Raw genomic sequence first — 23,136 nt, 5'->3', positions numbered from 1 at the left:
AGCCACAGTAGGTGACGAGCACGCCCCGTGCTCTCCGTCGGAAGGGTCACTGCATGAATCCCCGCCTCGTCCTGCTGGCACTCGTCGCTCTCGCCGCCTACGTCTTCGGTGCTCGCGCCGGCCGTGGTCGCTACGAAGAGCTCCGCCACCTCGCGCTCGGCGTGTGGAACGACCCCGCCACGAAGAAGACGCGCAAGAAGCTCAAGAAGACCTCGAAGCGTGAAGCGAAGCACTTCGCCAAGGTCGCAGCCAAGGCTCGCGACAAGGTGCAGCGCTCCCTCCGCTGACCGTCACCACTCGACTCACGACGCCATCACGACCGGCGTCGACGCTCGTATCGGAACGGCCGATCGAGCACTGACACTAAGGAGAAAACACCATGGGCATCATCGGTTGGATCGTCCTCGGCCTCATCGCCGGGGCACTTGCAAAGCTCATCCTCCCCGGCAAGCAGGGCGGTGGCTGGATCATCACCATCATCCTCGGCATCGTCGGCGCGCTGCTCGGCGGATTCATCGGCGGAGCGCTCTTCGGGCGCGACGACCCGATGGGCTTCAACTTCGTCAGCATCATCCTCGCGGTGGTCGGCGCGATCATCGTCCTGCTGATCTACGGCGCGATCACGGGCCGCAAGTCCCGCGCGTAAGCATCACGCGACTCGAAGGCCCCGGCGTCCGCGCCGGGGCCTTCGTCGTGTTCGCGCGCCGCGCAAGGCCTTGCAGCCGAGAGGCTCCGGGGCCTGGACTGGAACCTGCACACCGACGAAAGGACGCTCGAGTATGAGCTCGGACGAGAACACTGTCCCCACGATCACCCTGAACAACGGAGTCGAGATCCCCCAGCTGGGATTCGGCGTCTTCCAGATCGATCCCGCCGAGACCAAGGACGCCACTCTCGCGGCGCTCGAGGTCGGCTACCGCCACATCGACACCGCCGAGATGTACGGCAACGAGGCCGGCGTGGGCGAGGCCGTCCGCGCCTCCGGCCTGGACCGCTCGGAGGTCTTCGTCACGAGCAAGCTGAACAACGGCTTCCACGCCCGCGAGGACGCTCTCGCCGCGATCGACGTCACCCTCGGCGAGCTGCAGTTCGACTACGTCGACCTCTTCCTGATCCACTGGCCGCTGCCGAACGTGGGCGACTACCTGGAGACCTGGAAGGCGATGGAGGAGATCTACCGCAGCGGCAAGGCGAAGGCGATCGGCGTCTCCAACTTCCAGACCAATCACCTCAACCGGCTCCGCGCCGAGGCGACCATCGTCCCGGCCGTGAACCAGATCGAGGTGCACCCCTACCTGACCCAGGAGGAGCTGCGCGCCTACGGCACGGAGCACGGCATCGCCACGGAGGCGTGGTCGCCGATCGCGCAGGGGCTCGTCCTCGACGACGAGGCCATCACGCGCATCGCCGGCAACGTCGGCCGCTCCCCCGCCCAGGTCGTGCTGCGCTGGCACCTCCAGCGCGGCGACATCGTCTTCCCGAAGTCGGTGACACGCGCCCGCGTCGAGGAGAACTTCGCTCTCTTCGACTTCGAGCTGGACGACGAGTCGATGACGGCGATCACGGCGCTCAACCGCGACCAGCGGACCGGGCCCGACCCCGACTCGTTCAACTACATCCCCGACTGAGCGTCAGACCCCCTGACCTCCGGCTCGTGAAACCACGTTCGGCTCGCAGAATCCGCGGATTCCTGCGAGCCGAACGTGTTTCTACGAGCCGGAGGTGCTCCCCAGAGGGCTCCCGGTGTGGCGTCAGCTCTGCGAGTCGCGCCAGGAGTGCTCGGGGGCGTAGCCGAGGACCTCGCGGGCGTGGTCGATCGAGAGCAGGGTGTCGTTCACTCCGAGCTCGCCGCGGATCTCGACGCCGGGGAAGACCTCGGCGACCAGCTCGGCGTTGGGCCGCGTCATGACGGTGTCGGCGGCCGCGATGATGAAGCGGTCGTACCCGGTCGCGTCGAGCTCGAGCGCCTTCTCGACCGCCTGGGCTCCGTCGCGGCCGTCGATGTAGCCCCAGAGGTTCCACTTGCGGGCCAGGGCGTCGGAGTCGAACGACGGGAACTCGGCGTAGTCCGCCTCGTCCATGACGTTCGAGAAGCGCAGGCCGATCATCTTGAGGTCCGGGTGCCAGCGGCAGAGCTCGACGGCGAGCGCTTCCTCGAGCACCTTGGTCAGCGAGTACACCGACTCCGGGCGGGCCGGGTACTTCTCGTCGACGGGGATGTAGGGCGGCGCCTCGTCGAACGGCAGACCGAGGACGGTCTCGCTCGACGCGTGCACGATGGTGCGGATGCCCGCGCGGATCGCCGCGTGGAAGACGTTGAACGTCGACGTCATGTTGTTGTGGAAGGTGGCGATGTCGGGGACCATCCCGGGAGCCGGGATCGCGGCGAGGTGCACGAGGGCGTCGACTCCGTCGTACTGGTCGTTCACCGACTGCAGGGCGTCGACGACCTGGCCGTAGTCGGAGACGTCGATGCGGACGAAGCCCGCCCCGCGCTCCCCCGCACGGTCGAGGTTGAACACGTCGTGGCCCGACGCCCGGAGGCGGGTGACGACGTTGCGGCCGAGCTTGCCGGATCCACCGGTGACTGCGATTCTCATGCCTCGAACGCTAGCGACCCCCGCCGATCCGGACGAGGGGTGGCGGATCAGTCGCGGGCGTGGAGCGAGATCCCGCCGCCGACCTCGGGGGTCGTGTCGTCGGCCACGAGCTCGGTCCAGCGCTTCAGCACGCTCGCGCCGGCCTCGTCATTGATCAGGCCGTCGACCACGAGCACGGGGTAGGGCTTCTCGGGCACGCCCTCGGCCGGGCGGACGTCGACGTGCGCGACGTCGTACGCGTGCTCGAAGAGCCAGTCGGCCATGGCGTAGTCGCTCCGGGAGTCGCCGACCGTGCGCCAGCGCTGCGGGATCGCGCCCGTCGCGCCGAGCAGCTCGACGGCGCGCTGGGCGCCCAGGTCCTTCCCGAGGCGGTTCGACTCGATGTCGGTCGAGATCACGGTCGGGTCGATGCGGTACTCGACCTTCCCCGAGTCGTCCGGGTAGCGGATGCCCCGGCGCTCGACCCCGAGGCCCGCAGCCGTCATGATCTGCAGCGCGTCGGCGTCGAAGACCAGCTGCCGCTCGAGGTAGTCCTCGCTCGAGAGGTCGACGAGCTGCTCGGCCGACACCATCGCGCGCTTGGTCTCGTCGAAGAAGACCAGGTCGTCGTAGTCGGAGCGGATCATCCGCTCGAGATCGCGCGCCACCGCCTCCGGGATCGCGAGCGACTCGTCGACGATCGGCTCGGAGGTGCCGCGGTAGTCGACCGTGAACCACACGGCACCCTTCTCGCAGACGCAGACGATGCGGGCGTCGGCCGAGACACCGCGCTCGAGGAGCGAGGGCAGCACCCGCTCGCGGAGGAACGCGTCGGAGCGCCCGGTGTTGAAGACGATCGGGATGCCCGCGTTGGCGAGCGCGACGAGGTCGTCGGCGATCGCCGGGATCGAGATCGTGCGGGTCACGGGGCTCGCGATGGGGCCGTCGACGTCGAGGAGGAGGCCGAGAGGCGGGGGTGTGGAGGTCATCCCGCCCCATTCTGCCGTGCGCACGCGTCCGGCAGGCGCGTCACGCGGAGGAGACACGCCGCGGGTGCGACTCGTCGATCAGGTGGGCTCGCGGATCAGGTGGGCTCGCCGACCGGGAGGACGTCGGCGAAGCGATCGAGGAAGTCGCGGATCGTCGCGAGGGTCGCCGGGTCGTACTCCGCGAGGGCGGTGTCCAGCTCCTCGGCACGGCTGCCGAGGAACCCGCTGCTCTCGCGCCGTGCCGTCTCGGTCGCGCGGAGGCTGACGATGCGCCGGTCGGTGCTCTCGCGGCTGCGGCGGACGAGGCCGCGCTCCTCGAGGCGGTTGACGAGGGCGTTCGTCGCGCCCGACGTCAGACCGATCCGCAGCCGGAGTCGCGCGGCCGAGAGCGGGTCGCCCGCGTTCTCGGCCCAGAGGATCTCGCCCAGTGCCACGCCGTCGGTCGTGGGGAGTCGCATCCACGTCGCGAAGTGGTGCGACGACTCCTGGTAGCGCACCGCGTAGCGGCGGAGGGCCTCGAGGGTCTCGGAGCGGAGGTCGGTCATGCCTGGGATTCTGCCGTGTCGCGGAAGGCGCCCGTCACCTCGCGAGGCTCGGGTAGCTCGGCAGGTCGGGCACGTTCCGCGCGCTGGTGAGCAGGGTGCTCTGCGCGAAGCGGCGCAGCGGCGCAGCGGAGGCGATGCGGTACAGGGTCCGCATCGCCCTGACTCCGGCCCGGGTCGACGGGTGCAGGAGTCGAGCCCCGCCCGGGGGAAGGCCCTGCGCGCTGTCGGCGTAGCCGCGGAGCAGCCGCTCGTAGCGGGCGAAGGCCTGCTGCGGAGCGGCGGCCGCCGCGAGCTCTCCGGCCAGGATGTGCGCGCCGACGAGCGACAGCGTCGTGCCCATGCCCGTCGGACCCGATCCCCATGCCGCGTCGCCGAGGAGGACGACGCGGCCCCTGCTCCAGCGCGAGACGACGACCTGCTCCATCCGCTGGGTGTAGAACTCGTCGGGGCGAGCGTCGAATCCGTCGAGGATGCGCTCGGTCTGCCAGCCCGCACCGCGGAACCGCTCGCGCAGGATCGACAGCTGCACGTCGACGGGCAGCGTCTCGAACCCCATCGGCTCGGACTCGAACGACATGCTCGCCCGGATCGTCCCGAGGTTGTCGGGACGGATCGAGGCGACCCGGCCCCTCGTGGCGGTGTACCAGTCCCACTGGTCGACATCGGAGTCGAGGCGGTCGATCGTGCCGTAGGTGATGCTGACGCCGAAGTCGCGGTACTCGGTCTCGTCGGCGAAGAGGAGCCGCCGTGTCCGCGAGCTGCGCCCCTCGGCGACGACGACGAGATCGAAGCGCTCGGCGGCTCCGCTGTCGAATCGGACGTCGACGCCGGCGGAGTCCTGCTCGACCCCCGCGATGAAGTCGCCGTACCGGAGGTCGACGGAGTCGGAGACGAGATCGACGAGGATCTGCGCGAGGGCACCGCGGAGGATCTCGATCTCGGCGGTCGGGCCGTCCTCCCCCTCCGCGCGGGGGAACAGGGCGTAGGGGCGCCCCGCGTCGTCGACGTACCGGGTGCCCTGCTCCCCGGTGAGGTTCTGCATCACCCTCTCGCGGATGCCCATCCGATCGACGACGTCTCGGCCGATCCCGCGGATGTCGATGTTCTGCCCGGTCTCGCGCTGGGCCGGGGAGCGCTCGAGCAGTGTGACGTCGAAGCCGGACCGCTCGAGGCCCCAGGCGAGGGCTGGCCCGGCGATGCTCGCGCCGGTGACGAGGACGCGGGGAATGGAGGTGGGGGGCATGGTGGATCGCTTCCGTTCCGAGGCGACCTCGTGCCGCCTCCGACCACGATAGCTTCATGGTGATAACACTTCACTGTGAAAGTACCCCGGAGCAGGATCCTCCGCCTACCCTGGGACCGTGAAACCCGCGCTCGCCCCGGCCGCAGGGATCTCGCTCTCGGCACTGCTGCTGTTCGGTCTGCGCCTGCCGATCGCGGGCTACCTCGTGCTCGCGGCGAGCCTCCTGCTGGCGCTCCTCATCGACCGCACTCTCGCCGTCGACCTGTCGCTGATCGCGGCGGGGCTGGTCGTCGTCAGCACGATCTCGGTCGAGGCCAACCTCGACTACCCCAACATGGCGCTGATGGGGTTCGTGCTCTCGGCGGCGGTCGCCGTGCCCTGGGCGATCGACCACTACGGGACGAAGCGGCGGATCATCCGCTTCCCGCTGCGGACCGGTCAGCGCTGGACGACCCTCGAGAAGTCCTACCTGCCGGCGGTCGTCGTGCTCGGCTGGATCCTGCTGCCGTTCTACTTCATCCGCTCGGGCGCCTACCTGAACTGGCCGGCGATCTCTGCGCCCGACGAGATCGCGCGCCTGTTCGTCGGCGTCGGGTTCGTCGGAATCTGGGACGAGCTGTTCTTCATCTGCGTCGTGTTCGCCGTGCTGCGCCGCCACCTCCCGATGTGGCAGGCGAACATCCTGCAGGCCGTGGTCTTCGTGTCGTTCCTCTGGGAGCTCGGCTACCGCGAGTGGGCTCCGGCGTTCACGATCCCCTTCGCGCTGCTTCAGGGCTACATCTTCTCGAAGACGAAGTCGCTCACCTATGTGATCTGCGTGCACCTGCTCTTCGACCTGGTCGTGTTCCTCGCGCTCGTGCACGCTCACAACCGCGAGTGGCTGCAGTGGTTCGTGTACTGAGCAGGCGCTAGGCGGCCTGCAGCGCGCGGGCCTCGACCCGGCCCTTCAGCGCCGCGTTGAACGCCGCGTAGCCGCCGTCGTCGTGGTTCTTCGCGAAGAGGCCCTCGAACGGCTTCGTGAGGATCCCGGAGAACGTCTCGGTGCTGTGGACCCGGGTCGTGCCGTCGTCGTTGCCGACGAGGGTGAAGGTGTGCTCGCCGAGGAAGAGGCGCGCCGTCAGGATCGTCGCCGACCACTGCAGCAGGCGGCCCTCGGTGACGTCGGTGACGTCGGACGAGAACCAGAACCCGGGCATCCGCATCGTCAGCGTGGTGCCGAGCTCCGGCGTTCCGTCGATGCGGGAGAGGTTGCTCCACTCGCCGTACGAGGAGAAGTCGGAGAGGACCTCCCAGACCTCGTCGGGGGTGGCGGTGATGTCGACCGTGGTGGCGAGGACGATGCTCATGATGTCTTCCGTTCCGGGTTCGCGGTGGGTGATGGACTCAGCGTGGCCCAGCCCAAAGCTATAGTCAATAGCCATTAGCTATTGATATTAGCTGACAAGACGAGCAGGATGAGGTCATGACTCCACTGAACGACGGCCCCCGTGCCTAGGGCCGGACTGACCCGCGACCGCGTCGCGGAGGAGGCCGCCGCGATGGCCGACGAGGTCGGTCTCGCGACGCTCACCCTCTCCGCCCTGGCCGAGCGGCTCGGCGTCCGTCAGCCCTCCCTCTACAAGCACATCGACTCGATGGCCGGCCTGCACCGCGACATCGCAGTCCGGGCCAAGCGCGATCTGGGCGAGGTGCTCGCGCGGGCCTCCGCCGGCCGCTCGGGAGCGGAGGCGATCTCGGCGATGTCCCACGCTTACCGCGCATGGGCGCTGCAGCATCCCGCCCGCTACGAGGCGGCCAACCGGATGCCGGCTCCCGGCGACGTCGAGGACGAGGCGATCTCGGTCGCCGCGGTCCAGGTGATCGCCGACGTGCTCACCGCCTACCGGCTCGACGGGAACGACGCCGTCGACGCCATCCGCGCCTTCCGCTCGACGCTGCACGGGTTCGTCTCGTACGAGACGGCCGGGGCGTTCCAGTGGAGCGCCGACATCGATCGCAGCTTCGAACGGCTCGTGGGCGGATTCATCGTCGCCCTCGACCACCGCGCCGAGACGGCCGACCGCTCGCCGTCGCCCTAGGCGTCCAGCGGCACGACCCGGTCGATGATGCCGCGGGCCGTGTCGGAGACGCTGGCCCGGCGCGAGCGGGCGAGGTCGCGGAGGATGTCCCACGCCGTCTCCATGTCGACGGTCCTGCTGTGCGCGATGGCGCCCTTCGCCTGCTCGATGAGCACGCGCGCCTTCACGGCGAGCTGCAGCTGATCGCGGGCGACGGACGCCTCCCGGACGGTGCGCTGCTGAACGAGCCCGATGGTCGCGACGTCGGCGATGGTCTGCGCAGCCCGGACGTCACTCGGCCCGAGCTCGCCCGCGCGGTCGCTGAAGAAGTTCAGCGACCCGATCGTCTCGCTTTGCAGGCGCAGCGGCACGGCGTGCACCGACTGGTAGCCCGACTCCCCCACTCCCTCGGCGAACGCCGGCCACCGGCTCTGGATGTCGTCGAGCGTGCCCGCGGTGATCGCGGAGCCGGTGGTGTACGACTCCATGCAGGGGCCGTCGCCGGCCGAGAGCTGCAGCGCCTCGATGAGGTGCATCCGCTCGCTGGTCGAGGCCATCACCACGAGGTCGCCGTGCGGGTCGGCCAGGACGATGCCGACGTCGACGGCGTCGAAGATCGCGGCGCACCGCTCGACGAGGTCGTGGAGGAACTCGACGATGTCGAAGTCGTCGACGAGGGTGTCGGCGACGGCGGTCAGCGTCTCGAGGAGCATCTGCTCGTGAGTCGTGGTGGGCATGCGAGGTCCTACTTTCCGTCGTCCGACGCAGCGTCGGGAGTGAAGTCCAGGGTTCGCGCGACGACGCGCGACGCGACCTCGCGGACGGTCGTGCCGGTGGCGAAGGCGTGCGCGCGGATCATCAGGAGTGCCTCGTCGGTGGAGGATCCGGTCTGGCTGAAGACCATCCCGGTCGCCTGATGGACCTCGCGGCGGGACAGCGCCGCGTCGTGCGCGCCGGCGCCGCTCTGCGCCCTCTCGAGCGCCTGTGCGATGATCGCGCAGGCCAGGACCGCGGCGAGGCCCTTCGCCAGATGCAGATCCTCGCGCTCGAACACGACCGGTGCGTCGCAGTAGAGCGAGACGGCGCCGACGCCGAGCGTGCCGAGGACGAGGGGGACGCACAGCACCGACTGCACCTCAGATGCCGCGAGATCGGAGCAGAAGAAGGGCCACGAGCCGACGTCCTCGGCGCGGGAGACGTGCAGCTCGACCGGGCGCCCGCTCCGGTAAGCCCGCCAGGCCGGTCCCTCGCCGAGATCGATCTGCGCCTCGTCGAGCGCACCGGCGCGCGTGCTCGTCGCGACGAGCACCTCGGGGTCGAACGGATCACTCAGCGTGGAGGCGGCGGCGTCGTCGACGGGGAGCATCGTCACGAACGACGCGAGCAGCGGAGCGAGCTCGCCGGCGTCGCCGTCCCCGTCGTCGCCGTCAGGAGAGCGGGCGGTCGCGGCGCCCGTCACGAGGCACCGCGGGGAGGGATGATCAGCACAGGAACCACAGGACCTTCGGTCGTCGTCATGAAGACGCATCTCCGCAGGAGCAGGGCGTGAACGCTGGTCACACCCTACCCGCGCAGGCGTTCCGCGGCCCTCGCGATCGGCAACCCCCTGTGCCCCGGCTCCCGGAGCGCGCGCGGTGGAAGGTATGAGAAGACTCCACTACGCGAGCGGGTTCGTCCTCGTCGCCGACATCACGTGCAAGGCCGTGCTCCGCTACGCCCGCGCTCTCGCCGATGTCGGCAAGTCCGACGTCGTCACGATCCCGGTCGTCACCGAGGGCGGGAGCAATGCGTACGCGCACCTCCTGATCGGTCCGGGGAGCCAGCTGTTCTCGATCCCGGTCGAGAAGAGCCACGGCGACGAGCCGGTCGACGAGGACGTGATCGCGTCCATCGAGCGGGAGACGCGGCGGATGCAGCCGGCCCGGCCGGCGTGGAGCGAGGAGATGACCGACATCTCGGATCTCGACTTCCTCGACTTCTCGGATCAGGACACCGGAGGAGCACGCCTGCAGTCATGAGGTCGCGGCGATCACCGTCGCCGCGGGAGGTCTTACCGGATCGTTACCGCGCCGCGCGCGCAGCGCGGACTCGACGGCCCGAGGATGAGCGGAGGGGGACGATCCGGGCCTCCGCTGTCCGCTCTCCGGGGGTCTCCGCCATGCACATCCGTTCCCGCACACTCACCGCCGCCGTCCTGACGGCCGTCGTCGCCACCGCTCTGGCCGGCTGCGTCCCCGCCGAGCCGGGAGCGGACCCGACGTCCTCCGCCGGCGAGGCGGCCCCCGCGCCGACATCGACGGACTCCGCGCCGAGCTCCTCCTCCGCGCCGAGTGACTCGGGTACCGGGACGCCCACCCCCGGCGAGACGCCCGCGATGGCGGATGCGACGAGCCTCCTGATCGGTCCGATCTCGTTCTCGCTGGTGGACGCCTCCGGGGCCGAGCTCGGCACCTGGGACTACCGCGACGGGACGGGCGCGATCGCGGCGCTCACGGAGGCGTTCGGCAGCACGCCGACCGAGTCGGACGACGTGCCCTATGAAGGCTTCCGCTCGCGGGCCTACTCGTGGCCCGGATTCGACTTCAAGGACACCGAGGTCTACGACGCGGGAGATCCGGAGCTGGAGTTCCCCGAGCCCGACTTCATGGTCGGCGCGACCGCCCCCACGGTCGGCGATGTCGCCGTCAGCACCCTGGGCGGGGTCTCGGTCGGCGACGCGACCGCCGACGTGCGGGTGGAGCACCCCGATGGGATCCTCGAGGGCGCGGGCCCCGAGTCCGCCGGGCTCTTCCTGTTCGACGAGACCTCGGTCGGGTCCTCGAACGGCAACGATCTGGTGAATTCGGTGATGGCGATCGCGGACGACGAGGTCACCATCTCGGCGATCCGCGCGCCGTCCGCGAACTGGGGCGTCTGAGCAGGCGGCAGCGTCAGCACCGGGGATCGGACCGATCCGGACGCGCACGTGATCGGGCTCGCCCATCGAGAGGTCGGTCAGAAGGATGGTGGCGCCTCCGTGAAGCGCGGTGACGGAGGCGGCTCGGGTGAGTCCTCGGACAGGCCGGGCGGGCGAGTGGTGACTCGGCGTCCGGTCGGGGTGGCCCACTCCGCGGTGCCGTCCGGATGGAGGACGTAGGTCCAGCGGTCGCCGTGACGGACGTGGTGGTGGCCGGCGCAGAGCGAGCACAGGTTCTCGAGCGCCGTCTCGCCGCCGTTGCGCCACTCGATGGTGTGGTCGGCCTCGGACGTGGACGCGGGACGGGTGCAGCCCGGGAAACGGCAGGTCCGATCGCGCAACTGCAGCGCCAGGCGCATCCGCGGCGGCGGAACCCGGTGGGTGCGGCCGACGGAGACGACCCTCCCGGTCTCCGGCTCGATCAGGACCCGGGTGAAGGACGCAGCGGTGCCCACAAGCTCTCGGGCGATGTCGGCGGGGACGAGTCCGTAGCCGTCGAGGTCGGCGGGCGCATCGTCGACGCCGGCGGCGGTGCTCGCGGAGACGGTGAGCCGCACCTCGGCCCGCACCCCGGACACGAAGGTCGCCGGCGCGTCGTCCGGGCCGGTGACCGGGGTCGTGCCGGCGATGTCGCCGTCGGTCAGCAGATCGGCCAGCGCGTCCGCTCGCAGCTGGGCGAGCGTGCGCTCGTCACGCCTGCCGGCGGGCTCCTCGCTCGCGCCGTCGCGGAGGGTGCGGGCAGTACCGCGCAGAGCGTGGCCATCCCGTCGTACTCGGGACTCACCCACACCGTCCGATCCGCGCGGGCGCGCGCGTGCCGCTTCGCGAGAGGCTCCCCGTGCACGTCGTCCCGGATGCGGCCCACCGCTCGTCGCAGCTGCGTCGGCGTCGTGGTGAGGGCCGCTGCCGCGGCGCGCGCGTCCAGCGCTGCCCGTGACTCGGTCGGCAGAGTGCTCGCGGCAGCGCAGACGACCTCACTCGCCTCCCACAGGATGAGGCCGGCCGCGAGAGCCTCACGGGTGCGCGGGAGATCCTCCACGAGCAGCAGCGCGTGCTCGAGTGCGTGCGACAGCGCCCGCTCCGACAGCCGCAGCGCGACGGCCAGCTCGGCACGGATCGATCGCTCGACCAGGTCGTGGGACTCGCTCCGAGACAGGTGACGACCGCCCGCGAAGGCCTCCGGGACGCGGAGGGCCGCCCGATACGCCGCGTGCAGCGCCGCGGCCCGCGCGAGGAGCACCTGCGCGGACGCGAACCCGAGGCGCGCCGCGAGATCGCCGAGCGCACCGACCGTGTCGGTCGTCACCTCCGCCGCTCTGGTCCCGCTCGATTCCTGCATACGAGTATTGAATCAGGGACCACCGACATCGCACTCGCCTCGACGCCCCGGCAGGGGACGACCGACCCGGCGCGCACCTGTGGAGGAGCGGCGCAGGGCGCCGACCCCGCTCAGCGACGGCGGAACGCGCGCACGAGCGCGTAGACGACAGCGGCGCCGCCGATCGCGACCACGGTCCAGCGCGCCACGGAGTCGACGGGCGAGTCGCCCGTGCAGACACCGGGCGCGTTCACGTAGTCGGTGCAGCTGCCCGATCCGAAGCCGGCCAGGAAGACGAGGACTCCCGCGGCGAGGACCACCGCGACGGCGATCCATCCCCGGCGGACGCCCCGCTCCGACCGCGCGCTCATGGAGCGACCCTCCGCGCAGACCCACCCGCCACCGACTTCTGCACGAGGAGGCGTCAGCGCAGGAACAGGGAGAGCAGCAGCGTCATGCCCAGGGCGAGGACGGAGGCGAGCGAGACGCCGACCGTCACCGACTTGAGGGCGCCGCGCACCGACTGGCCGAGGAAGCTCTGCAGCAGCCAGAAGGTGTTCGACGTGACGTGGATGCAGAACAGGGCGCCCGAGCCGGCGGCGAGCGCCACCAGGAGCGGATCGAGGCCGAGCGTCGCCGCGACCGGTGCCACGACTCCGGCGGCCGTGATCGCCGAGAGCGTCACCGAGCCGACCGCGATGTGCAGGACGGCCGCCATCAGCCAGACGAGCAGAAGCGGCGCGGTCGCCGACGCCGAGAAGTAGCCCTTCAGCAGCTCGCCGAGGTCGCCCTCCGCGATGACGGCCGCGAGGCTGCCGCCGACGCCGGTGAGCAGGAAGATCTGGCCGCCGTCCTGGAAGCCCTTCGCGACCGCCTTCTCGATCCGCTTCGCCCCGACCACCGAGCGGCCGATCGCTCCGGTCGCGATCACGGCGATCAGCAGGGCGATCACGGGGTCGCCCAGGAACTGCAGCACCGGTACCTCGGCTCCGGCCACCGTGAGCACGGCCTCGGAGGCGATGAGCAGGAGCGCGACGAGCATCGGGGCGAAGAGCAGGAGGAGGGGACGCTCGTGCGGGGCGTCGGTGTCGCCTCCAGTACCGGGATCGGCGCGGCCGGGCACCGAGAAGTCGGGGCTCGCGGGACGGTCCGAGCCGCTCGCCTCCGCCGCCGCCAGCACCGGGACCTCCTCGCGCAGCAGGACCTGCTCGTCGCGAGCCGGGTCCCAGAACCCCATCCGGAACGCGAGCGACATGAGGAGGATCGTGACCACGACCGTCGGTGCCACGACCGCGAATCCGCCGAGCATCATCACGCCGAGCGGCACGCCCAGAAGCCCGGCGAGGGCCACCGCGGCGAAACCCGGGACCATCATCACGATCCCCATCTCGAGCCCCACGGCGAAGGTGACGGCGACGATGCCGGTGCCCGCGCGGCCGAGCCGGGGCGCGATCTTCCGCGCGAGGGGCGCCGCGATGACGATGAGCGCGTCGACGAAGATCGTCTGCAGGTAGGTGGCGAACGAGAGGCCCAGTGCGTACGGGATTCCGCGGCGCCCGAAGATGCGCATCAGGCCCTCGACGAGGCGCACCACGGCGCCCATCTCGTTGAGCATCGCGCCGATCAGCACTCCCCAGCCGATGAGGAGGCCCGCCTCCATCATCACCTCGCCGAAACCGCGGGTCATCGTCGAGACGGTGTCGACCGGTCCGAGCCCGGTCAGGAGCCCGATCGCCGCGGCGCCGACCGCGAGCACGAGCACCGGGTTCTGGCGGAAGCGGACGATCGCCACCACCACGACCACGATGACCGCGCCGACGACACCCAGGGTGTACCACTCGGGCATGTGTCCTCCTCCGCCGCCGCTCCGCGTGCGGTCACACACTAGAGCGTCGGGACGCCGCGAGAACGCGGAAGTCGTCGTACTCGATCACCGAGTACGACGACTCTCGAGCGGGGCGGGCCGGGGAGCGCGGGATAGCGTGGACGAATGGCACTGACGCTCCCGGAACCACGGCTCCCCTCCCTCCTCGATTCGCCCGTCCTGCGCTGGGGGGTCGTCGCCCCGGGCTCGATCGCCGGGAGCTTCGTCGGCGCTCTGCAGAAGCACACACGGCAGCGCGTCGTCGCCGTCGGCTCCCGCTCGCTCGAGCGCGCGCAGCAGTTCGCGCAGCGCTTCGGCATCGAGCGCGCCTCGGCCGGCTACGACGCGGTCGTGAACGATCCGGAGGTGGACGTCGTCTACATCGCGTCGCCCCACTCCGAGCACGCGCGCCAGGCCCTGCTCGCCATCGCGGCGGGCAAGCACATCCTGGTCGAGAAGCCGTTCGCGCCCACTCCCGGCGAGGCGGAGATGATCGTGCACGCGGCGCGCGATGCCGGTGTCTTCGCGATGGAGGCGATGTGGATGCGCTACCTCCCGCACACCGACGTGGTGCGCCGACTGGTCGCCGACGGTGCTGTCGGCCCGCTCGCCCTGGTGTCGGCCGACTTCGGCGGGGCGTTCCCCTTCGATCCGGCGAGCCGCATCTTCGACCCTGCGCTCGCGGGCGGCGGGCTGCTCGACGTCGGCGTGTACGCGTCGTCGTTCGTCTCGATGGTCGCCGGCACCCCGCAGAGCTCGGAGGTGTCGGGCAGCCTCACCGAGACCGGAGTCGACGCGACCGCGACGATCGTGGGGCGGCACGCCGACGGCGTGCAGTCGATCGCGACGTCCACCGTGCTGGCCGACACTCCGCAGGCGGCCTGGGTGGCCGGGCGCGAGGGGCGGATCGACGTGCACTCGCCGTTCTGGAGCCCGAGCGCCGTGACGCTGACGCGCGGCTCCGAGAGCGGGACGTGGGTCGACGAGTCGCCGCTCCGGGGCGGCGAGGGGCTCGCCTGGGAGGCGCTGCACCTGGCGCAGTACGTGACGGAGGGGCGCACGGAGTCGCCGCTGCACCCGCTCGACGAGGTCGTGCAGGTCGTGCGGACGCTCGACGACGCGCGCCGGCGACTCGGGGTGTCCGTCTAGCGGCCTCAGCCCGCCGGCAGCTCCACGCGGAACAGCGTCCGCCCCGGCGCCGACTCGACCAGCACCCGCCCGCCGTGCGCGTCGACCACCGCGGCCACGATCGCCAGCCCCAGCCCGGTCGAGCCGGTCGTGCGCGCGCGGGAGGAGTCGCCGCGCGCGAAGCGCTCGAACAGCACCGGCACGAGGGCCGGGTCGATCCCCGGGCCGGAGTCGGTGATCTCGACGACCGCGATGGGCCTGCCGCGCTCGTCCCGACCCTCCGACAGCGCCGCGACGACGCGGGTGCCGGGAGGCGTGTGCACCGACGCGTTCCGCAGCAGGTTCGCGACCACCTGGTGCAGGCGGAAGCCGTCGCCGCGGATCTCGACGGGCTCCTCCGGCAGCTCCAGGTCCCACTCGTGGTCAGGACCCGCGACGTGCGCGTCCGACACCGCCTCGATCAGCACCATCGTCAGGTCGACGGGCTCCTTCTCGAGGTCGCGGCCCTCGTCGAGCCGCGCGAGCAGGAGGAGGTCCTCGACCAGCGAGGTCATCCGGGTCGCCGCCGACTCGATCCGGTCGAGCGAGTACACGGCCGCCTCGGGCAGCTCGGTGTCGCCTCGACGCGGGAGCTCGGCGTAGCCGCGGATCGCGGCGAGCGGCGTCCGCAGCTCGTGCGAGGCGTCGGCCACGAACTGGCGCACCTTGTTCTCGCTCGCCTGACGCGCCTCCAGAGCACCGCCGACGTGGTCGAGCATGCGGTTGAACGCGGCGCCCACCCGGCCGACCTCGGTGCGGGTGTCGGCGTCCTCCTCCGGGACCCGCTCGACCAGCTCGACCTCGCCGCGCTCGAGGGGCAGCTCGGCCACGCGGGTCGCCGTCTCCTCGACGCGCTCGAGCGGGCGCAGCGCCACGCGGATGATCCTGGTCGCGATCAGCGCCACGAGCAGCATCGCGACAAGCACGACGATGACGACGATCCAGCCGAGGGAGGCGATGGTCTCGGTCACGTCCCCCAAGGGCACACCGACGACGACGACGGAGTCATCGGCGATCGTCGCCTGCGCGCGGTACTCGCCGAGCACGCCTCCGAGATCGATCGTCACGGCGTCGCCGCCCGCAGCGACAGCCTCTGTGAGCACCGAGTCCGCCTCCTCGGCGAACTGCCTGCACACGCCGTCGCCGTCGATGTAGGCCCCCGTGTAACCGCCGTCGGTGGTCTGCACGGCGGTGATCGTGCTGAGGTTCTGGCTCGGACCGTTGCCGAAACCGCCGGTCGGACAGGTCGTGGCCCGCTCGACGGCCGACGAGCCGGCGAACTGGCTGGGACCGTTGAAATCGCGGAGGCGCTCGAGCGAATCGGAGAGCTGCGTGTCGGTGTTCTCGTACAGGATCCCCCGCAGCGACAGCACGCTCACCGCCCCGACGATGCCGGCGGTGATCGCGACCATCGCGACGACGGCCACCACCATGCGCCGCCGCAGAGTCCAGGGCGCACGCCGCCCCGATCGGGAGCCGCGGAGTGCCGAGCGGGTGGCGAAGTCGCCCCAGGTGGGGCGCCCGCGGTCGGTCGTCACTACTCCGCGGGCTTCAGCATGTAGCCGGCGCCGCGCACCGTGTGGATCATCGGCGAGCGGCCGGCGTCGATCTTCTTGCGGAGGTAGGAGATGTAGATCTCGACCACGCTCGACTTGCCGCCGAAGTCGTACGACCAGACCCGATCGAGGATCTGGGCCTTGCTCAGCACGCGGCGCGGGTTGCGCATCAGGAACCGCAGCAGCTCGAACTCGGTGGCCGTGAGCTCGACGTCGGTGTCGCCGCGGCGCACCTCGTGGCTGTCCTCGTTGAGCACCAGGTCGCCGACGACGACCTCGGGGTCGTCGACGTCGTTCGCGAGCAGGGTCGAGCGGCGGATGAGCCCGCGCATCCGGGCGACGAGCTCCTCGAGCGAGAACGGCTTGGTGACGTAGTCGTCGCCGCCCGCGGTGAGTCCGGCGATGCGGTCGTCGAGGGCGTCCTTCGCGGTGAGGAAGAGCACGGGGGTCTCGCTGCCGTCGGCGCGGACGCGCTGGAGCACCTGGAGCCCGTCGATGTCGGGGAGCATCACGTCGAGCACGATCACGTCGGGGCGGAACTCGCGGGTGATCGTGATCGCGGCGCGTCCCTCCGCCGCGGTGCGCACCTCCCAGCCCTCGTACCGGAGCGCCATCTGCAGCAGGTCGGTGAGGGTGCTCTCGTCGTCGACGACGAGGACGCGGATCGGGGATCCGTCTGCTCGCTTCAGGCGGGTGCGCTGCGCGGAGGCGACGTGCTTCGAGGGGGCCGGGATGCTCATGTCTCACAAGTATCGGCAGATTCCTATGAGACGGCTATGACCGCCCGATGCCTTCCCTGTGGCACCGAGGGGCGTCAGCCCTCCTTCGTCGGGTCCGCCGACTCCATGTCGTCGACCTTCGCCGACCGCGCGTAGCCCCGCACCCGCCGATCGATGAACGTCGCGAACCACAGCAGGACGCCGATCACGAGCAGCACCCCGGCGATCTCGTACTGCGCGATGTCGCGCCCGGAGGTGATGGGCAGCACCAGGTAGAGGCACGCGACCGCGCCGAGGATCGGCAGCACCGTCGGGGTCCGGAAGTGCTGGTGGTCGACCGGCTGCTTCCGCAGCACGAGCACCGACACGTTCACGACCGCGAAGACGGCGAGGAGCAGGAGCGACGTGGTGCCTCCCAGGAGCACCGCGATGGGGTCGGACGGGTCGCGCGACACGTACGCGGTGAGCAGGAGCGCGATGACGGTAGTGAAGAGGATGGCGGCCCACGGCGTGCGGCGACCGGCCAGCACGTTGCTGAGGAACGGCGGGAGCACGCCCTGCCTGCTCATCCCGTAGAGCAGCCGGCTGGCCATCATCATGTTGATCAGAGCGCTGTTCGCGACGGCGAAGAGCGAGATGAAGGGCAGCAGCGTCGAGATCGGGAAGTCGGGCGCCGCGGTCTCGACGACCGTGACGAGCGGGGTGTCGTTGCCCGCGAGCTCGCCGACCGGCACGATCGCGACGGCGAGGGTCGAGACCAGCACGTAGACGACGGCCGTGATGCCGAGACCGGTGAGCATCACCTTCGGGAAGATGCGGCTGGGCTCCTTGGTCTCCTCCGCCATGTTGACCGAGTCCTCGAAGCCGACCATCGCGAAGAACGCGAGCGAGGTCGCCGTGCTGACCGCGAGCAGCAGCGACTTGTCCTCCGGGCTCTCGAAGGCGACGACGCGCGAGAAGTCGGCGTCGCCTCCGAAGACCGCGAAGAAGCAGACGAAGATCACCAGCAGCAGACCCGAGAGCTCGATCAGCGTGAGGACGACGTTGAGGCCGACGCTCTCGGCGACGCCGCGCAGGTTCACCAGCGCGATGCAGAGCATGAAGATCAGCGCGATGCTCAGGCGGGTCCCTGCGCCGTCGCCCAGGCCGAAGCCGATCGCGAAGTTGCTCGCGAAGGCACCGGAGGCGGCGCTCGCCGAGGTGATGCCGCTCGCCATCACGGTGAAGCAGACCAGGAAGGTGACGAAGTGGATCCCGAACGCCTTGTGCGCGTAGAGGGCGGCGCCCGCGGCCTGCGGGAACTTCGTCACGAGCTCGAGGTAGGAGCACGCGGTGAGCGTCGCGACGACGAACGCGATGAGGAACGGGAGCCAGGCGGCCCCGCCGACCTCGGCCGCCACCTGGCCGGTGAGGGCGTAGATGCCGGTGCCGAGGATGTCCCCGACGACGAACAGGAGCAGGAGCTTGGGGCCGAGGACCCTCTTCAGCTCGGGCGGGGCGGTCTTCGTGTCGCTCGTCGCAGTCATGATCGGCGCCTCCGTCGGCTCGTTCCCAGGTGGCGCGAGCCTAGGGCCGAGGGGGACGCCTGCGTAACCCCTCAGGGTGCGGGAACGCCAGAAGGGCGGAGGCTCGCGCCTCCGCCCTTCGTACCCGGGTGAGTCAGAGGCAGACGCCGGTGAATCCGGGGAGCGGGGAACGCGAGGTGCCCGAGACGTTCGCCGTGGCGATGTTGTTGCCGAGGTTCGTGTCGACCGAGCCGGTGGGCAGGCTGACGAGCGCGAAGGTGAAGTTCTGCAGCAGGAACGCAGTGTTGATGCCGGTGAAGGCGACCGAGACCGTGGTCGCTGCCGTCGTCACAGTGAAGGTGCGAGTCGTGCCCGTGAGAACCCCGGCGCTCAGTCCCGAGGTCGTGAGATTGACGTTGGCGACCGCCGGAGCAGTCAGCGTCAGCACGGTGCCGACCGGGATGGTGCCCGTGCTCGCCGAGAGCGTGAAGGTCGGGAGGCTGCCGAGAACGCCGAGGAGGGCGCAGTTGCGGCTGACGATGTAGTCGGTCGTGTTGGAGGCGGCGGCCATGGGTGCGGCGACGGCCACGGCGACGACCGGGACGCTCCAGGCAGCGGACTTGGCGAGAGTGCGGCGGGAGATGTTGTTCTCGGGCACGTGTTCCCTTTCGGAGGAGGAGGTCGGAGGGCCGTTCGTGCTGTGGGGCCACGTCCGGATAGGGGAAACGTAGGGAGCCGTCGCCCGTCCGATCCACACGGCCGGAACGGGCGAGGATCTCTCGACCTCCTCGCCCGCTGGGAACGGGCTGGACATCCGAGATCCGAGTGGAGGGACGGATCCGCGCCGTTCCGCGGCGCGAGCCGACACTTTCGCGACAGCGCCGAGCTCCGCCGACGTGGAAGCCCCCCGCCCAGGCGCGCCGTGACCCCCGAGGAGGTGTCGCGGATGCGCGCGCCCCTGTCGGCCGCGGGCGGCACGCGACGGCGCTCCGCCGGCGTCATCGGCTCCTCATAGCCGACCGCGACGACCGGCATAGCCGGCGTTCCTAGGGTCGGTTCGCCGGGCGGACCTCACCGCTCGATCCCTCCCCGACCGAAGGAACCCATGTTCGCCACCTATCTCAGGCGAGAGCTCACCAACCGGCGACGGCAGACCGTCATCATCTCGGCCGGGATGGCGCTCGCCATCGCCCTGGTGATCCTCGTCAACGCCTTCTCGGCCGGCGTGCAGAACGCCCAGGCCTCGGTCCTCGAGTCCGTCTACGGAGTCGGCACCGACATCACCGTGACCCAGGCAGCCGAGGCCCCCGCCGAGGGGGGCGGGGCGGGCCAGCAGTTCGACTTCGGCCAGGCCGACGGCACCACCGAGGACGGCACGACCTCGGTCAGCCAGTCGCGCCTCGAGGCCGACCGCGGCACGACCACCTTCGACGCGACCGCCCTCGACACCGTCCTCGGCGTCGATGACGTGCAGAACGCCATCGGCGTGCTCTCGCTGAACAACACGACCTTCGACGGCGAGCTGCCCGACATGAGCCAGGCGGGCACCGGCACGGCGCCCGGCCAGGGCACGACGGGCGAGGCCCCGACCGGCGGCCCCGACGGCGCGGGCGGCTCCTCGTTCGACGTCGACTCGTTCTCGGTGCTCGGCCTCGACCCGGCCGGCTCCGCGATCGGCCCCCTGGCCGACGTGAGCCTCACCGACGGCCGCACCTTCACCGCCGAGGACGCGGGACAGAACGTGGTCCTGATCGACTCGTCCTACGCCACGACCGCCGAGCTCTCGGTCGGCTCGACCCTCGACATCGGCGGCACCGAGTTCAGCGTGATCGGCATCGTCACCTCCGACTCGACCGACGCGAGCACCGCCTCCGACACCTACATCCCGCTCGACGTGGCACAGACCCTGTCCGGCCAGGACGGCATGATCTCGTCCGTCTACGTGCAGGCCGCGTCCTCCGAGGACATCGCGCAGATCCAGTCCGACATCCAGACCGCGCTGCCCGACAGCACCGTCTCGACCCAGTCCGACCTCGCCTCCTCGGTCTCGGGCTCGCTCTCGACCGCGGGCGACCTGGTCGCGAATCTCGGCACCTGGCTCTCGCTGCTCGTCCTCGCCGCCGCGTTCCTCATCGCGACGCTGCTCACCATCTCGGGCGTCACCCGCCGCACCCGCGAGTTCGGCACCCTCAAGGCCATCGGCTGGACCAACGGCTCGATCGTCCGCCAGGTGGCCGGCGAGTCGGTGGTGCAGGGCGTGATCGGAGGCGCGGCGGGCATCGTGCTCGGACTCGTCGGCGTCGCGATCGTGAACCTGATCGCGCCCACCCTCTCGGGCAGCTCCGCGACGACGACCGCGGCGGCCGGCCCTGGCGGCGGCGGCTTCGGAGGCGGTGGCCCCGGTGCCGCGCAGACGGCGACCGCCGCCACCGAGGTGGCCCTGTCGCTCCCGATCACCGTCCCCGTGATCCTGCTCGCCGTCGGCCTCGCCGTCCTCGGCGGCCTCCTCGCCGGAGCCGTCGGAGGCTGGCGCGCTACCCGCCTCCGTCCTGCCGCGGCCCTGCGCTCCGTCGGCTGAGCCGGCCCACCCCCGATACGAAGGACATCGCCATGTACACCCTCACGAACGTCAGCAAGAGCTACGACGGAGCGAAGACCGAGGTCACCGCGCTGAAGAACGTCACCCTCTCCATCCCGGACGGCCAGATGGTCGCCATCCAGGGGCCGACCGGCGGCGGGAAGTCGACGCTGCTGCAGATGCTCGGCGCGCTCGACCGCCCGACCTCCGGCACCGTCGTGCTCGGCGACAGCGAGATCTCCTCGGCCGGTGACGGCCGTCTGGCGGCGGTCAGGGCGACGGAGGTGGGCATCGTCTTCCAGAGCTTCAACCTGATCCCGACGCTCACGGCGCTCGAGAACGTCGAGACGGCGCTCGCTCCGCAGCGGATTCCGTCGGCCGAGCGCGCCTCGCGGGCGAAGGAGGCCCTCGCCTCCGTCGGTCTCGCGGACCGCCTGGACCACCTGCCCGCCGAGCTCTCGGGCGGTCAGCAGCAGCGCGTCGCGATCGCCCGGGCACTGGTGAAGAACCCGAAGGTGCTGCTGGCCGACGAGCCGACGGGCGCCCTCGACGAGGACACGCGCGACGACATCATGACGCTGCTCGAGACGCTCTGGAAGGACCTCGGCCTCACCCTGGTGATTGTGACGCACGACTCCGCCGTGGCCAGGCGCGCCCAGCGCCGCCTCCACATCAAGGCAGGCCACGTGAAGGACGTCGCCTGACGCGGACGTCTACGGCCCCGCCACTCCTCCTCGCTGATCGAGCCCGCAGCCCGCGCAGCGGGCGTATCGAGATCCACCATCGTCAGAAGATCAGCGCAGAAGCCTGATCCGCTGTCGCTGGTGGGTCTCGGAGGAAAAGTAACCTCCTGCGTGCGGTCCCCTGCCTCGCTGATCGAGTAGCCCGCGCAGCGGGCGTATCGAGATCCACCACCGTCAGCAGCCCAGATCAGAAGCCTGATCTGCTGAAGCTGGTGGGTCTCGATACGCCCCTACGGGGCTACTCGACCAGCAGGGGAGGGCGACGCCTCAGACTTCCCCCTCACCAGCGAGACGCGAAGCGGCTTCACCGCGACCGGTAGAGCAGACCTCCCGCGTGCGGCCTCCCCATGCTGATCGAGTAGCCCGCGCAGCGGGCGTATCGAGATCCCCCTGCGTCAGAAGTCGAGGGCAGAAGCCTCATCCGCTGACGCTGGTGGGTCTCGATACGCCCCTGCGGGGCTACTCGACCAGCTGATAAGGGGCGACGGCTCAGGCTTCTCCCTCACCAGCGACACGCGAAGCGCCTTCACCGCGCCCGGCAGAACAGACCTCCTGCGTGCGGCCGTGCCCCGACGGACCGCGCGGGTCAGATCGCGTGGGCGCGGAGGAACGCGAGCGCGCGCGGCCAGGCGTCGGTCGCCGCGGCCTCGTCGTAGGTGCCGTCGTTGGAGTCGTTGAAGAACGCGTGGCCGGCGCCCGGGTAGACGACGAGCTCGACGTCCTCACCGGCGGTGGCCTCGCGGATCCGCGGCACCTGCTCCATCAGCGGCGCGTCCTGGTCGCCGTAGAAGGCGAGCACCGCGACCTCGAGGGCGGCGAGCTCCTCGTCGGAGGCGGTCGTGTGCCCGTAGAAGGGCACCGCGGAGGCGAGGCGCGGCTCGGCCAGCGCCAGCGCGTAGCTGAAGGTCCCGCCGTAGCAGAAGCCGGTCACCGAGACGCTCAGCACGCCCTCCTCGCTCAGCAGCCGGCTGACCAGCGCCTGGAGGATCGCGACCGAGCGCTTGGCGTGCTCGGGCGTGAAGACGGGGGCGAAGAACGTCCGCAGCTCGACCTGGCGCGGGAGCCTGCGCACAGGGTGGTCGTAGTCGGCGCGCTGCTCGGTGTCGAGCTGCTCGAGCAGCCCGCTCTCGGCCAGCAGCTCGGGCGCGACGACGCGGAACCCCTCGGCCGCGTACCGGTCGGCGACCGAGCGGATGTGCCCGTCCACTCCCCACACCTCGTGGATCACGATGAGCGCGTGCTCGCCGTCCCCACTCCGGTAGACGGGTACGTCGTGGTCGGCCAGGGTCCAGGTCTCATCGCTCGTGGGCATGGGAG

At 70.8% G+C, this 23,136-nt stretch carries 24 protein-coding genes and 1 pseudogene; 10 read left to right on the top strand and 15 right to left on the bottom strand.

The genetic code is table 11. The features are described 5' to 3' along the window. Positions 1-53: 53 nt before the first annotated feature. The 3 genes from GRS96_RS07575 to GRS96_RS07565 all read left to right on the top strand — a co-directional run bounded on the left by GRS96_RS07575 (position 54) and on the right by GRS96_RS07565 (position 1,628). A complete protein-coding gene (locus GRS96_RS07575; RefSeq protein WP_159854249.1) occupies positions 54-287 on the top strand; it encodes a hypothetical protein in 234 nt (77 codons plus the stop codon). Positions 288-379: 92 nt separating this feature from the next. Beyond that, complete coding sequence (locus tag GRS96_RS07570) at positions 380-646, top strand: GlsB/YeaQ/YmgE family stress response membrane protein (protein WP_085476966.1); 267 nt, start codon at positions 380-382, stop codon at positions 644-646. A 133-nt stretch (positions 647-779) separates the two neighbouring features. Further along, a complete protein-coding gene (locus GRS96_RS07565; protein ID WP_159988167.1) occupies positions 780-1,628 on the top strand; it encodes an aldo/keto reductase in 849 nt (282 codons plus the stop codon). Between the two features lie 123 nt (positions 1,629-1,751). Here the strand turns inward: GRS96_RS07565 and GRS96_RS07560 are convergent, their stop codons facing one another. From GRS96_RS07560 to GRS96_RS07545, 4 genes are all read right to left on the bottom strand, one after another. After that, a complete protein-coding gene (locus GRS96_RS07560) occupies positions 1,752-2,600 on the bottom strand; it encodes an NAD-dependent epimerase/dehydratase family protein (protein ID WP_159988166.1) in 849 nt (282 codons plus the stop codon). A 47-nt stretch (positions 2,601-2,647) separates the two neighbouring features. After that, positions 2,648-3,568 (bottom strand): hypothetical protein, encoded by a 921-nt coding sequence (locus GRS96_RS07555; protein WP_159988165.1) that lies wholly within the window; start codon positions 3,566-3,568, stop codon positions 2,648-2,650. A 95-nt stretch (positions 3,569-3,663) separates the two neighbouring features. After that, a complete protein-coding gene (locus tag GRS96_RS07550) occupies positions 3,664-4,113 on the bottom strand; it encodes a MarR family winged helix-turn-helix transcriptional regulator (RefSeq protein ID WP_159854257.1) in 450 nt (149 codons plus the stop codon). A 34-nt stretch (positions 4,114-4,147) separates the two neighbouring features. Continuing rightward, the gene (locus GRS96_RS07545) at positions 4,148-5,356 is read right to left on the bottom strand and encodes an FAD-dependent monooxygenase (RefSeq protein ID WP_159854259.1); all 1,209 of its coding nucleotides are present in this window, start codon (positions 5,354-5,356) and stop codon (positions 4,148-4,150) included. 118 nt (positions 5,357-5,474) lie between these two features. On the opposite strand from GRS96_RS07545, the gene GRS96_RS07540 reads away from it, so the two are divergent. Further along, positions 5,475-6,257, top strand: coding sequence for a CPBP family intramembrane glutamic endopeptidase (locus GRS96_RS07540; RefSeq protein WP_159854261.1), 783 nt, complete (start codon positions 5,475-5,477; stop codon positions 6,255-6,257). Between the two features lie 7 nt (positions 6,258-6,264). Here the strand turns inward: GRS96_RS07540 and GRS96_RS07535 are convergent, their stop codons facing one another. Then, entirely contained in the window at positions 6,265-6,702 is a 438-nt protein-coding gene (locus GRS96_RS07535; RefSeq protein ID WP_159988164.1) for an SRPBCC domain-containing protein, read from the bottom strand. A 141-nt stretch (positions 6,703-6,843) separates the two neighbouring features. On the opposite strand from GRS96_RS07535, the gene GRS96_RS07530 reads away from it, so the two are divergent. Beyond that, a complete protein-coding gene (locus GRS96_RS07530) occupies positions 6,844-7,434 on the top strand; it encodes a TetR/AcrR family transcriptional regulator (RefSeq protein WP_159988163.1) in 591 nt (196 codons plus the stop codon). Here GRS96_RS07530 and GRS96_RS07525 read toward each other — a convergent pair. Both GRS96_RS07525 and GRS96_RS07520 read right to left on the bottom strand, forming a co-directional pair. Beyond that, positions 7,431-8,150: a GAF and ANTAR domain-containing protein gene (locus tag GRS96_RS07525; protein ID WP_159988162.1), complete on the bottom strand. Its 720-nt coding sequence runs from the start codon at positions 8,148-8,150 to the stop codon at positions 7,431-7,433. The two genes, GRS96_RS07530 and GRS96_RS07525, sit on opposite strands and share 4 nt — an antisense overlap. Before the next feature lie 8 nt (positions 8,151-8,158). Continuing rightward, positions 8,159-8,872: a GAF and ANTAR domain-containing protein gene (locus tag GRS96_RS07520; RefSeq protein WP_159988161.1), complete on the bottom strand. Its 714-nt coding sequence runs from the start codon at positions 8,870-8,872 to the stop codon at positions 8,159-8,161. Positions 8,873-9,056: 184 nt separating this feature from the next. Between GRS96_RS07520 and GRS96_RS07515 the strand changes: the two genes are divergently transcribed. Together GRS96_RS07515 and GRS96_RS07510 are read left to right on the top strand one after the other, a co-directional pair. Next, positions 9,057-9,431, top strand: a complete 375-nt coding sequence (locus GRS96_RS07515) for a hypothetical protein (protein WP_159854269.1) — start codon at positions 9,057-9,059, stop codon at positions 9,429-9,431. Positions 9,432-9,571: 140 nt separating this feature from the next. Beyond that, complete coding sequence (locus tag GRS96_RS07510) at positions 9,572-10,330, top strand: hypothetical protein (protein ID WP_159988160.1); 759 nt, start codon at positions 9,572-9,574, stop codon at positions 10,328-10,330. A 77-nt stretch (positions 10,331-10,407) separates the two neighbouring features. Here GRS96_RS07510 and GRS96_RS20910 read toward each other — a convergent pair. The 3 genes and pseudogenes from GRS96_RS20910 to GRS96_RS07490 form a co-directional block, all read right to left on the bottom strand. Next, positions 10,408-11,708, bottom strand: a pseudogene (locus GRS96_RS20910) (DUF222 domain-containing protein). A gap of 110 nt (positions 11,709-11,818) precedes the next feature. Then, on the bottom strand, positions 11,819-12,058 hold the full coding sequence (locus GRS96_RS07495; RefSeq protein ID WP_159988157.1) for a hypothetical protein: 240 nt from the start codon (positions 12,056-12,058) through the stop codon (positions 11,819-11,821). A 53-nt stretch (positions 12,059-12,111) separates the two neighbouring features. Next, the gene (locus GRS96_RS07490; RefSeq protein ID WP_159854277.1) at positions 12,112-13,533 is read right to left on the bottom strand and encodes a GntP family permease; all 1,422 of its coding nucleotides are present in this window, start codon (positions 13,531-13,533) and stop codon (positions 12,112-12,114) included. Positions 13,534-13,677: 144 nt separating this feature from the next. Here GRS96_RS07490 and GRS96_RS07485 point away from each other — a divergent pair, with 144 nt between their 5' ends. Next, a complete protein-coding gene (locus GRS96_RS07485; RefSeq protein ID WP_159854279.1) occupies positions 13,678-14,700 on the top strand; it encodes a Gfo/Idh/MocA family protein in 1,023 nt (340 codons plus the stop codon). A gap of 5 nt (positions 14,701-14,705) precedes the next feature. Here GRS96_RS07485 and GRS96_RS07480 read toward each other — a convergent pair whose 3' ends face one another. The 4 genes from GRS96_RS07480 to GRS96_RS07465 all read right to left on the bottom strand — a co-directional run bounded on the left by GRS96_RS07480 (position 14,706) and on the right by GRS96_RS07465 (position 19,156). Continuing rightward, on the bottom strand, positions 14,706-16,256 hold the full coding sequence (locus GRS96_RS07480; protein ID WP_236553582.1) for a sensor histidine kinase: 1,551 nt from the start codon (positions 16,254-16,256) through the stop codon (positions 14,706-14,708). Continuing rightward, positions 16,256-17,014 (bottom strand): response regulator transcription factor, encoded by a 759-nt coding sequence (locus GRS96_RS07475; protein ID WP_159854281.1) that lies wholly within the window; start codon positions 17,012-17,014, stop codon positions 16,256-16,258. The genes GRS96_RS07480 and GRS96_RS07475 overlap by 1 nt, the downstream gene beginning before the upstream one ends. A 74-nt stretch (positions 17,015-17,088) precedes the next feature. Further along, positions 17,089-18,519 (bottom strand): APC family permease, encoded by a 1,431-nt coding sequence (locus tag GRS96_RS07470; protein WP_159988156.1) that lies wholly within the window; start codon positions 18,517-18,519, stop codon positions 17,089-17,091. A 133-nt stretch (positions 18,520-18,652) separates the two neighbouring features. Next, positions 18,653-19,156, bottom strand: a complete 504-nt coding sequence (locus tag GRS96_RS07465; protein WP_159854283.1) for a hypothetical protein — start codon at positions 19,154-19,156, stop codon at positions 18,653-18,655. Positions 19,157-19,603: 447 nt separating this feature from the next. On the opposite strand from GRS96_RS07465, the gene GRS96_RS07460 reads away from it, so the two are divergent. Both GRS96_RS07460 and GRS96_RS07455 read left to right on the top strand, forming a co-directional pair. Then, the gene (locus GRS96_RS07460; RefSeq protein WP_159988155.1) at positions 19,604-21,076 is read left to right on the top strand and encodes an ABC transporter permease; all 1,473 of its coding nucleotides are present in this window, start codon (positions 19,604-19,606) and stop codon (positions 21,074-21,076) included. Positions 21,077-21,108: 32 nt separating this feature from the next. Further along, the gene (locus tag GRS96_RS07455) at positions 21,109-21,780 is read left to right on the top strand and encodes an ABC transporter ATP-binding protein (RefSeq protein WP_159988154.1); all 672 of its coding nucleotides are present in this window, start codon (positions 21,109-21,111) and stop codon (positions 21,778-21,780) included. A 625-nt stretch (positions 21,781-22,405) separates the two neighbouring features. Here the strand turns inward: GRS96_RS07455 and GRS96_RS07450 are convergent. Then, positions 22,406-23,131 carry a dienelactone hydrolase family protein gene (locus tag GRS96_RS07450; RefSeq protein WP_159854289.1) on the bottom strand — a complete coding sequence of 242 codons (726 nt, stop codon included), beginning with the start codon at positions 23,129-23,131 and terminating at the stop codon, positions 22,406-22,408. Positions 23,132-23,136 lie beyond the last annotated feature (5 nt).

The organism is Rathayibacter sp. VKM Ac-2803, assembly GCF_009807175.1.
Lineage (GTDB): Bacteria > Actinomycetota > Actinomycetes > Actinomycetales > Microbacteriaceae > Rathayibacter.
Note: the sequence above shows the minus strand (reverse complement) of the source record. Positions and strands in the feature narration are given on the sequence as shown.